Genomic DNA, 9,547 nt, shown 5'->3' with positions numbered 1-9,547 from the left:
TATACGACTACATGGATTCTTGCCGTGTAATTGTTATCGCGGCTCTTTGTCCGCCACCTGTCTGCAATGTCACCGTGGGGCGATACCATCCGTTTGTTCCCATCAGCATACCATCGCCGCTCCGCTTCCTGCGCCCGTGACCGATCGAGCTGTTCCTGCTGGGCAGGTGCGTCGATAGCTGGGATGGCAGAGAAGGAGAGGAGGGGGATGAGGAGTAGTGGAGAGGGGAGCGTGAGTATTTTCAAGTGGGGGCACCATATACGTTCAAAAACTCAGTTGTCATATCCTCGAACATCTGAAATGCTGTTGTGAGAATTCCATGGAGATCCTCGTAGTTGCGGAATTTTGGCAGATGATTTCTGTTTTCCAAATTCAGCAGTTCATATTCTAAATTGGGGAAAGTATCTCCTTCATAATATTTATTATCCTTCATAGCATACCACATCAACTCAGCAATACCAGACTTAATAAATATATGGTATCTAAACTCGTATATGTTGCTTTTCTTTTTTGCTTGAAAAAAATTCTCTCTTTTCCTATATTTTGCAGCCGTATAACCTATCTCTTGAAGCATCTCCAAGACATACTGATTATCATAGTTTTTAAAGCTCTCTTTTAGATCAAAAGAATACTGTATGCGGAGAGCTTGATATCTCTCTGCAAAACGAATACTGTTTAATACTTCCACCATCTGTTTGTCCATGCGTTATTCCTCCCCGAAACGAATTTCAATTCCCTTTCTTAGGCAAGAGTAGATTAGGTTGTGCCGTAAAAACATCTTCATCTTCATCGATAGAATCAAGCAGTAACTCTAGATCATTGAAGTATGCCTTTCGATAGGGGAATTTTGACCATGATAAAGAAACGCTTGTTGCAAATTTGGGCAGATGCCTTATATTTCGTGTATACCTATCATAAATAAATGGTCTATAAAACTCAGGGCTTTCCTCTCGCACCAGATCCATAATAGACGAATCATTTTCCCAGAAATGAACCCCTCCACTCCCTCTTGGGATCATCGACATTAAAACTCCTCTTCCTAAATATCCCTCTGATATCCATATATGATCAGAAATTCTCATTGTCGCCAAAGTGTCTAATGTGATTAATTCTCCCCTCTCTTCAGCTAAGATTAACTCGTCATCTGACATCGCTCCATGCATATACTGATTCTTTTTCAATGTTAAAAGGTGTTCTGCGCTATTGGCCGTTAAATATAATACCTCTCCGGAGTCGGTTTGTATTATTACACCATGTTTATATGGTCTCATAAAAAAATCTTTCCGCGGATAGTGATATCTATTCGTCTCTTGTCCCTTTTTATCAAAAAAAAGGATGTTTTGCTTTGTGCCAAGAACAATATGTTCTTCGGTAACAATCATGGATATATCAAATTGTATTGTCAAAGTTATCGGAAGAATAACAAGCCCGTCGGTATTTAATTTCACAATGCGAATTTCTTGTTTATTGGTTACTTGTTTATTTGTTATTAGCAGAAAAACTTCTCCTTCTTGATCCATGGCGGCATCTAAGAGCCTGCAATCTTGGAATAAACGTATATTATCTAAAGAAATACATGTATATTCATCTACATGATTCGGATTAAAAAAACAAATACTTTTCTCTTCTCCTACAGAGCGTGAACCAACAATCACCCCGTCGTAGGTTGCACGCGCGCATATCTCATGGTAGATGCATCGTGAAGTAAAAATCAGCAAGACTGTGAACAATACAATGCATATTGATTTTTTCATCGGATCACCTCACCAGTAAGTAAGATGTTTCTATCCGCACGAATCTCTGTGCCGAGTTCCGTACGTGCTTTGTACGGAGATAGTTCTCCGCGATTACCGTCATATCCTTCTCGTTTGGGCGTTTCATGGTATCAAGCGAGATATTTTCACCCACAGCGGAAAATACAAAAGCAACGACATGAGCCGCTGCCAATGATGCAATTATGATTTGCCGACAAACACATCTTCAAATTCGTTGTACGTACCTTATGAACTAAACAATATATTTAGAATACAGGGGAAGGAATACCCTGTCAACAGGAAAAACGTTTGCGCTTGTCGTTGTGCTCAGAGCCTCCATCGATAGCAGTATTGCGGCGGATTTATTTGCCTCCCGTGCTACAAAAATCCCCTAAAATATCCTATAATAGGGGCACCGTAGTTGCGCTATATATTTGTGAGACACCTTGCAGTTGCTGCGGTTGTTGATTTTTCTAAGGAATCACTGATAAATGAGGTCTGCCAGGTTGGCGTAGATTTTTTCGTCCGAACGAGGTGGAAAACCGGACGCAGAGTGGTGCTCTGTGGAGGATTTTCCGCCGAAGTGCGGGCAAAAAAGATACGTCAAGATGGTTGTACCGAATTTATCAGTGCTTTCCTAGCATATCGAAATAAATCGCGATTGGACGTATGAGATGATGATTTACATTTTAAAATTTGGGGCAGCATGGATTCTGCCGCCGGGGATTTTTGTTCTTGCTATGCTTGGGCTTGCTGTCTATCTATGGAAGAGGCGGCATCAATCCCGTGCGGCTATGCTGCTCTGTGCGCTTGCCGCCATGCTCTATCTCCTCTCCATCGGAGCCGTCTCGGATCGCCTGATGGGGGAGCTTGAGCGGACGTATCCCGTGCCCGAGGTGCCGCAGGGCGATGTCATCATCATGCTTGGCGGCGGAGCAATCGCAGATGTGCAGGATGTGGACGGCATGGGGATGCTCGCGCAGAGCCCGTCCTCACGTCTCCTGGCGGCGTATCGTCTCCATCTGCGCACACATCTGCCGATTCTTCTCTCGGGCGGACAGGTGTTCAGTGATACAGGGTCTGAGGCGGAGATTGCGCGTCGTGTTTTGCGCTCGCTTGGTGTCCCCGACGAGATGATTCGTGTGGAGACGCGCAGCCTTACGACGGGACAGAATGCACACTACACGGCAGAGATTCTGCGCCGTGAAGGTCTGATGCATCCCATCCTCGTGACCTCGGCATTCCATCTGCCGCGTGCCGTGCTCAACTTTGAGAAACAGGGCATCACGGTGACGCCATACCCAACAGACTTTTTGGTCAGCGGAGATTCGCAGCTCTATCTATTGAAATTTGCGCCGAATGCAGGGGCACTCCTCACGAATACCGTATACCTTCAAGAAAAACTGCGTATCGCTGTGACGAGGTATCTCGAATGATGAAGAATCTGACGTCGGGCAGCCCCGCACGGCTGATCTTTTTCTTTGCTCTTCCGCTGATTGCAGGAAATATGATGCAGCAGCTCTATTCCTTTGTCGATACGCTCATCGTTGGGCGATTCCTTGGGGTGAATGCACTTGCCTCCGTCGGCTGTACAGGCAGTCTCATGTTCCTTGCCCTCGGCTTCGTTATGGGATTCTGCACAGGTATTACGATTTATACGGGACAGCGGTTCGGTGCGATGGATGCAGACGGCGTACGCCGCAGTGCGGCGGCATGCGTCCTGCTCGGCGTCCTGACGGCGCTTCTTTTGACCGCGATACTCCTGCCCTTGACGCGTACGCTCCTCGTTCTCATGGAGACACCGCCCGAGATTCTGGATGGGGCAGAGGACTTTATATTCATCATCTTTGCGGGACTGGTTATCTTTCTTCTGCTTTATCTGCAAAACTGTCTCGTCCGTGCCCTTGGAGACAGCATGACGCCGACGATTCTTCTGGGGATCACACTTGCTGTCAATGTCGCCCTTGAGCCAATCGCCATTCTTGTGCTTGACCTCGGCATTCCGGGAGCGGCAGGTGCGACTGTTCTTTCACAGGCGATCGGGGCGCTTCTTTTTTATATCTACATACGGCAGCGCATTCCGACCCTCTGCCCCGCATGGCAGGACTGGAAACTCGACGCTGCACTTCTTGCCGCACACCTGCGAATGGGGCTGCCGATGGGGCTGCAGTCCTCCGTTATTGCCCTCGGAGCCATCATCCTCCAAGTTGCCCTCAACAACCTCGGCGCACTTCCCGTGGCAGCATACGCAGCGACGCAGAAGATTGATGCCGTCGCCGTCATGCCCATGCTCTCCTTTGGCTATGCGATGGCGGCATATACGGCGCAGAATTATGGTGCACAGCAGTATGCACGTATTCGTGCAGGGGTACATGCATGTCTCAAAATGTCCGTGGCATTTGCCGTCGCGATCGGTATCCTGCTCATCGCCTTCGGGACATATCTGCTGGCACTTTTTGTCGGTGCAGATGCACAGGGCGCGGATGAGGTCATTGCCTATGGGCAGACCTTCCTCCTCGTCAATGGCTCGGCGTATATCATCCTCGCCGTTCTGCTCGTCTACCGCAACGTCCTGCAGGGGCTCGGGCAGAGCGTTGTCCCGACGATCGCGGGGGCGATGGAGCTCATGATGCGCGCGGGGGCGGCGATCTTCCTCTGCGCGCATCTTGGATTTTTGGGTGCATGTCTTGCCAATCCTCTCGCATGGATCGGTGCTGCCGTTCCCGTCGCTGTCGCCTACTTCTGGACAGAAAAGACACTGCGGACGGACTAGTTTTTGCAGGAATATGATAAAGGGGACAGATACAGAAAGTGATTTCTCTGTATCTGTCCCCTTTATCGTCTGACAGGCATCGCTTTATCAGCATACGCTCAAAGCATATTCCGCAGAAACTCCCGTGTCCGTTCCTCTTTTGGTGTACTGAAAAATGTCTGCGGCGCGCCCTGCTCGACGATGACGCCGTTCTCCATAAAGACGACATTGGCAGCTGCCTCACGGGCAAATGCCATTTCGTGCGTGACGACGATCATGGTCATGTGCTCGGCGGCGAGCTCGCGCATGGTGTGCAGCACCTCGCCTGTCAGTTCAGGGTCAAGGGCGGAAGTCGGTTCGTCGAAGAGCATGATGTCGGGCTTCATGGCGAGTGCACGCGCGATGGCGACGCGCTGCTGCTGTCCGCCCGAGAGCTGGCTCGGGTAGTAGTTCTCGCGGTCGAAGAGTCCAACTTTTTTGAGGAGGTCACGGGCGTAGGGGAGGATTTCGTCACGTTTCATCCCCTTGACGTGAATTGGTGCCTCGATGAGGTTCTCGATCACGGTCATGTGCGGGAAAAGGTTGAACTGCTGAAAGACCATGCCCGTTGCCATGAGGATGCGCCGTATATCGGCGGCGTCAGCATAAGCCGCCGATGATGTATCATCCGCCGTATGACAGAGCACCTCGCCGCCGATGGTAATGTCGCCGCGGTCGATTGTTTCGAGTTTGTTGATGCAGCGCAGGAGCGTTGATTTTCCCGAGCCGGAGGAGCCGATGATGGCGAGCACCTCCCCGCGTGCGAGGGTGAGGTCGATGCCGTTTAAAACGCTGAGGTCACCGAAGGATTTGTAGATGCCGCGCATCGTGAGCATCGTGTCTTTAGTTTCCATATCTGCCATAGTGCGCCTCCAATTTCTTGAACCCATAAGTGAGTACGGCAGTCATGGTGAGGTAGAAGATGCCTGCGATGAGAAAGGGAGTCATGTCGAATTCGCGCTGGACGATGGTGCGCGCGACGCGCAGCAGGTCGTTCATGGCGAGGATGTAGACGAGTGAGGTATCCTTGACAAGGTTGATGGTCTCATTGCTGACGGGGGGGAGTGTAATGCGCAGTACCTGCGGCAGGATGATGCGGCGCATGGTGAGCGGCGCACTCATGCCGAGCACACGCGCCGCCTCGAACTGTCCGCGCGGTACCGCCTGTATGCCCGCACGGAAGATTTCGGCGAAGTAGGCGGCATAGTTGAGAATAAAGGCGAGCAGTGCTGCTGCAATGTCGGGGAGCAGGATACCGACCATCGGCAGGGCAAAGTAGACGAAGAGGAGCTGCAGCATGAGCGGCGTACCGCGCATGATCCAGATGTAGATCTCGAGCATGCGGCTCAGCGGGCGAAAATGTGAAAGCCGTCCAAGTGCGGCAAAGAGTCCAAGCGGCAGGGCAAGTGCGAGGGTGACACAGAAAATCTCGAGGGTGATCGTTGAGCCCTCGAGCATGAGACGTATGGTATCCAGTGTTTTATCCATGAAGACGTTCCTTACAGAAAAAAGGCTGCCGCACGATACGGCAGCCTTTCTCTTCCTTTTATTTCGTGATATCCTTGGTGAACCACTTCGTTGAGATCTTGGCGATTGTACCGTCCGCCTTCATCTCGTCGAGCACCTTCTGCACCTCGTCGCGCAGCTTCGTGTTGTCCTTTGCAAAGGCAATGCCGAACTCGCTCACTGGTCCGACGACCACGTCAAGCGCATCCAGCGTGTCGGGGTGTTTGCTCATATAATAGCGGCCGACGATCTCATCACCGATGACGGCATCGAGGCGGCCGTTCTCGAGATCCATGAATGCCGCAACGTAGTCAGGGTACTTCTTGACCTCCTTGACCTCCTTTTTATAGAAATCCGAGGCGTCCATGTACTCCTCCGCCGTGCCCGCGCTCTGCGTGCCGACGGTCTTGCCCGCGAGGCTCTTCTCGTCCGTGACTGCGGTATTGCCCTTCTTCACGAAGATGATCTGGTGGTTGTCCATGTAGGGATTCGAGAAGAGCATGTTCTCCTTGCGCTTCTCTGTGATGTCGAGACCGTTCCAGAGCACCTGTACGCGGCCGCTTTTGAGTTCGGCTTCCTTGCTGGACCAGTCGATAGCCTTGAACTCCACTTCACGGCCGAGGCGTTTGGCTGCCTCTTTTGCGAGGTCAACATCGAAGCCGACGATCTCGTTGTTCTCGTCCTTAAAGCCCATCGGCGGGAAATTATCATCAAGTCCGACAATGATTTTTCCCATCTCTGCTGCGTTGTCTGTCGAGGGGGCTTTTTCGGTACTTCCGCAGCCCGTCAGGATCGCCGCTGAGCAGGCGAGTACCGCCGCTCCTGTCAGAACCGTTTTCCAGTCCATCTTCACCTCTCCTTATCTTACTGCTACTTTAATACAATAAAGTGCTGATGTAGGTGTATTATACGATAAACGCAGAAAATATGTCAAGATTTTTTTAATCAAGCAGGTTTTTTTCGCCTGAGGTCGAATTATTTATAGACGTGATAAATTCGTGCGAAGAAACTGTGTAAATCGAGGGAGGGACTTGTCTTGCGTGCTATATCCGTAGACGATCTTAAGGATGGAATGATTCTGGCGCGGACGATCGTCAACGCTAAGCGGGTTGTGGTTGTATCTGAGAATACGGAACTGACGCAGGCGCATATCACACGCCTGAAATTTTTGAAGATTCCTGTTGTCTACATCAAGGATGAGACGGAACTGGCGGAAGAGAATTCACCGATCTTTTCCCGCAGCAATCTCTTCATCAAGCAGTACGAGAATGTCATCGGAACAGCGAAGTCGATCTTTGAGGAGACGAAGAAGACGGGCGCTGTTCCTGTGGAAGAGACCAACGAAATGGTGCAGGGCGACTTGCTGCCGCTCTCGCGCCGCAGCGGTGCAATCGACTATCTCAATGAGGTCAACCATCTTGCGAGTGACATCTATAATCATTCATTGCGTGTTTCTATCCTCGCGGGTGTCATTGCCAAGTGGATGAAACTTGACCGTGAGACCGCGAAGGATGTTGTCCTTGCGGGGTTTCTGCATGATATAGGAAAATCGAAGTTTGATCGGCGCCTGCTCGAAAAGAACATTACAACACTTGAAGGCGAGGATTACGAGAAGTACATTCAGCATACGGTGGATGGTGCCCATATTCTTAATAACGTCCCCGGGCTGACGGAAGGGGTGCGCCTGGCGGCAATGCAGCATCATGAGCGTATGGACGGCAGCGGATTTCCATTCAACAGCAAGGGGGAGGATATTCACCTCTATGCACGGATTATCGCCGTGGCGGATCTCTATGACAATATTACGGTCGAGCGTGAAGGGTACCCACGCCGCACGCCGTTCGATGCGGTGACGGAAATCGCTCGGCAGATGTATACGGCGCTCGATCCGCAGGTCTGTTTGCCGGTGCTGATGAATATCAAGAATGCATTTCTGGGCTCGCGGGTTCTCCTCAGCAATCATCGTGAGGGAACGATCACGGCATATCCGCATGGCGTTGTGCCGCTCCCGATCGTAACGATTTCGGAGGATGAGGTCATCGATCTCAACGAGGAGACGAAAGTCAAAATTCTCGAATATAATCCGAAATAACAATGTACACAAATAACAATGTACACATAAAACACCCATCGCTGCGGGCGATGGGTGTTTTATGTGCGGTCCGTCAGCCGACGGACCGCACTATGTTGTACCATTCGAGTACGTCATTATACAGGGGGACGAGAGCTTCAAACGGGAACTTTTCACGCATGCAGCAGCCGGCAACCGTTTCCCAATCGCCTTTCTCGTAGGAAATGACAAGGTCAAGCAGACGCCGCAGTTCATTGTCCTCGCCGATCAGTGCTGCGTTGAGTTCATCGGAGAGAGTGATTTCTTTGAGCACCTCGGACATCGGCTGGTTGAGGAGAACATCGATCAGGGAAAACATACCGAGCAGAAATCCCGTATCCGGAGTGATGGTCGGACGGTTTAGCTTCAGCGCAATCAATTCACAGAACTTCGCCCGTATAAGCGAGAGGGTAAATAACTCCGACGGTTTATCCGCAGAAAAGGTCTGGAGGCTGATGAGCGTCACCCAGTTGCGGATGCCGTTTGCTCCGAGCAGCACCGTCGCCTGGCGCAGATTGGAGATGTGATGGTTGAGACCGATACCGACTGAGTTGATGTAGGTGAGCAGCTTGTGTACGAGACCGGTATCTGCACAAATAACGTCGATGATCGCAGAAAAGTTAAAGTCAGGGCGGTTGACTTCCTTCAGCAGTCGAATGCGGGAGAGGTCGTTGTTTGTGATCCTTTTTTTGTGCAATACGACAGGCTTGCAGAAGAAATAACCCTGGAAGAGAACGTAGCCGGCGTCAATCGCTTGGCGAAATTCATCCTCCGTCTCGACCTTTTCGGCGAGCAGATGAACGTGTGGAGGCAATACCTCGTGCAGGCGGGCACGTTCCCCAGGATCCGCTGTGATGCGGAAGTCTACCTTGATGATATCTGCCAAGTCAATCAGCGGTTCATAACCGGGCTGAAGGATGAAGTCGTCGAGAGCAATTTTGTAGCCCTCGTTTTTCAGTTCCTGTACAGCCTCAATGATCTCCGGCGTGGGCTGGACCGTTTCGAGGATCTCGACCACAATGCTGTCGGGCGGGAGAAGTTTTGGCGCACGGGTTAGAAGATTTTTTTCGGTGAAGTTGATGAATGCTTTGTGGTCGGAGACGAGTTTTTTCATCCCAAAGTCAAGCATGGCATTGACCATGACGCTCTGTGTGGCCACGTTTCCGTCCAGTGTCGGATCAAAAGCATTTTTCAAACCACTGCGAAAGAGCATCTCGTATGCATAGACTTTTTTTTGCTGATCGAGAATAGCCTGCCGTCCGATGAATGCGTCTTCCATGGAGAACCCTTTCTTTTTCATCTTCATCAATAACAAGAACGAATCGAGGATGAATATATAATTGATTATTTTAAACAGTATAGCATATATTCTTCTAAAAACAAATG

Annotated in this window: 9 protein-coding genes; 3 read left to right on the top strand and 6 right to left on the bottom strand. The window is 50.5% G+C overall.

The window, feature by feature from the left end:
* Window positions 1–241 precede the first annotated feature (241 nt).
* A complete protein-coding gene (locus HMPREF0908_RS07960) occupies window positions 242–703 on the bottom strand; it encodes a hypothetical protein (protein ID WP_006690969.1) in 462 nt (153 codons plus the stop codon).
* A 25-nt stretch (window positions 704–728) separates the two neighbouring features.
* The gene (locus HMPREF0908_RS07955) at window positions 729–1,754 is read right to left on the bottom strand and encodes a hypothetical protein (RefSeq protein WP_156778227.1); all 1,026 of its coding nucleotides are present in this window, start codon (window positions 1,752–1,754) and stop codon (window positions 729–731) included.
* Between the two features lie 677 nt (window positions 1,755–2,431).
* Here HMPREF0908_RS07955 and HMPREF0908_RS07950 point away from each other — a divergent pair.
* Both HMPREF0908_RS07950 and HMPREF0908_RS07945 read left to right on the top strand, forming a co-directional pair.
* Entirely contained in the window at window positions 2,432–3,190 is a 759-nt protein-coding gene (locus HMPREF0908_RS07950; RefSeq protein ID WP_040572686.1) for a YdcF family protein, read from the top strand.
* Window positions 3,187–4,527 (top strand): MATE family efflux transporter, encoded by a 1,341-nt coding sequence (locus HMPREF0908_RS07945; protein ID WP_006690965.1) that lies wholly within the window; start codon window positions 3,187–3,189, stop codon window positions 4,525–4,527. Before HMPREF0908_RS07950 ends, HMPREF0908_RS07945 begins: the two co-directional genes overlap by 4 nt.
* 98 nt (window positions 4,528–4,625) lie before the next feature.
* Here HMPREF0908_RS07945 and HMPREF0908_RS07940 read toward each other — a convergent pair whose 3' ends face one another.
* The 3 genes from HMPREF0908_RS07940 to HMPREF0908_RS07930 are packed head-to-tail and all read right to left on the bottom strand — an operon-like array spanning window position 4,626 to window position 6,898.
* Window positions 4,626–5,408, bottom strand: coding sequence for an amino acid ABC transporter ATP-binding protein (locus HMPREF0908_RS07940; RefSeq protein WP_006690964.1), 783 nt, complete (start codon window positions 5,406–5,408; stop codon window positions 4,626–4,628).
* Window positions 5,389–6,033, bottom strand: coding sequence for an amino acid ABC transporter permease (locus HMPREF0908_RS07935; protein WP_006690963.1), 645 nt, complete (start codon window positions 6,031–6,033; stop codon window positions 5,389–5,391). The genes HMPREF0908_RS07940 and HMPREF0908_RS07935 overlap by 20 nt, the downstream gene beginning before the upstream one ends.
* Window positions 6,034–6,091: 58 nt before the next feature.
* Window positions 6,092–6,898, bottom strand: coding sequence for an amino acid ABC transporter substrate-binding protein (locus HMPREF0908_RS07930; protein ID WP_006690962.1), 807 nt, complete (start codon window positions 6,896–6,898; stop codon window positions 6,092–6,094).
* A gap of 225 nt (window positions 6,899–7,123) precedes the next feature.
* Between HMPREF0908_RS07930 and HMPREF0908_RS07925 the strand changes: the two genes are divergently transcribed.
* Window positions 7,124–8,143 (top strand): HD-GYP domain-containing protein, encoded by a 1,020-nt coding sequence (locus HMPREF0908_RS07925; RefSeq protein WP_006690961.1) that lies wholly within the window; start codon window positions 7,124–7,126, stop codon window positions 8,141–8,143.
* A gap of 73 nt (window positions 8,144–8,216) precedes the next feature.
* Here HMPREF0908_RS07925 and HMPREF0908_RS07920 read toward each other — a convergent pair whose 3' ends face one another.
* Window positions 8,217–9,440, bottom strand: coding sequence for an EAL and HDOD domain-containing protein (locus HMPREF0908_RS07920; protein WP_040572632.1), 1,224 nt, complete (start codon window positions 9,438–9,440; stop codon window positions 8,217–8,219).
* Between the last annotated feature and the right edge of the window lie 107 nt (window positions 9,441–9,547).

The sequence above is a fragment of the Centipeda flueggei ATCC 43531 genome (assembly GCF_000160695.1).
In the GTDB taxonomy this organism is placed as follows: Bacteria; Bacillota; Negativicutes; order Selenomonadales; family Selenomonadaceae; genus Centipeda; species Centipeda flueggei.
Note: the sequence above shows the minus strand (reverse complement) of the source record. Positions and strands in the feature narration are given on the sequence as shown.